We start from the raw sequence: 1003 nt of genomic DNA on the forward strand, positions 1-1003 counted from the left end.
GGCCCACCCCGTGTCACGGTCGGGACGGGCGTGTGCCCGTCCCCGCCGCATCAGGCCTTCTCGGCCATCTTCTTGGCCTTCTCGACCGCTTCTTCGATGCTGCCGACCATGTAGAACGCCTGCTCCGGCAGGTGGTCGTACTCGCCATCGACGATGGCCTTGAAGCCACGGATGGTGTCCTTCAGCGACACGTACTTGCCCGGCGAGCCGGTGAACACTTCGGCCACGTGGAACGGCTGGCTGAAGAAGCGCTCGATCTTGCGGGCGCGCGACACGGCCTGCTTGTCTTCTTCGGACAGTTCGTCCATGCCCAGGATGGCGATGATGTCCTTCAGTTCCTTGTACTTCTGCAGGGTCTGCTGGACGCGCTGGGCGGTGTCGTAGTGCTCGTGGCCGATGACCAGCGGGTCCATCTGGCGGCTGGTGGAGTCCAGCGGATCGACCGCCGGGTAGATACCCAGCGAAGCGATCGAACGCGACAGGGTCACGGTCGAGTCAAGGTGGGCGAAGGTGGTCGCYGGCGACGGRTCRGTCAAGTCATCSGCMGGYACGTAKACSGCYTGGATCGAGGTGATCGAACCRTTYTTGGTSGARGTGATGCGCTCYTGCAGGACGCCCATTTCCTCGGCCAGGGTCGGCTGGTAACCCACTGCCGACGGCATACGACCCAGCAGTGCSGACACTTCGGTACCGGCCAGGGTGTAGCGGTAGATGTTGTCGACGAACAGCAGCACGTCCTTGCCCTTGCCGTTCTCGTCCTTCTCGTCGCGGAAGTACTCGGCCATSGTCAGGCCGGTCAGSGCSACGCGCAGACGGTTGCCCGGSGGYTCGTTCATCTGRCCGWACACCATCGCGACCTTGTCCAGGACGTTGGAGTCCTTCATCTCGTGGTAGAAGTCGTTGCCCTCACGGGTACGCTCACCCACGCCGGCGAACACGGACAGACCGCTGTGCGCCTTGGCGATGTTGTTGATCAGTTCCATCATGTTGACGGTCTTGCCGA

At 63.0% G+C, this 1003-nt stretch carries 1 protein-coding gene; it reads right to left on the reverse strand.

The features are described from left to right. Nucleotides 1-50 precede the first annotated feature (50 nt). The coding region (gene atpD / locus AC1VAN_RS22890) for a F0F1 ATP synthase subunit beta (protein ID WP_480986874.1) at nucleotides 51-1003 on the reverse strand (953 nt) is incomplete at its 5' end.

This window comes from Stenotrophomonas sp. 05L44_2, from assembly GCF_056665995.1.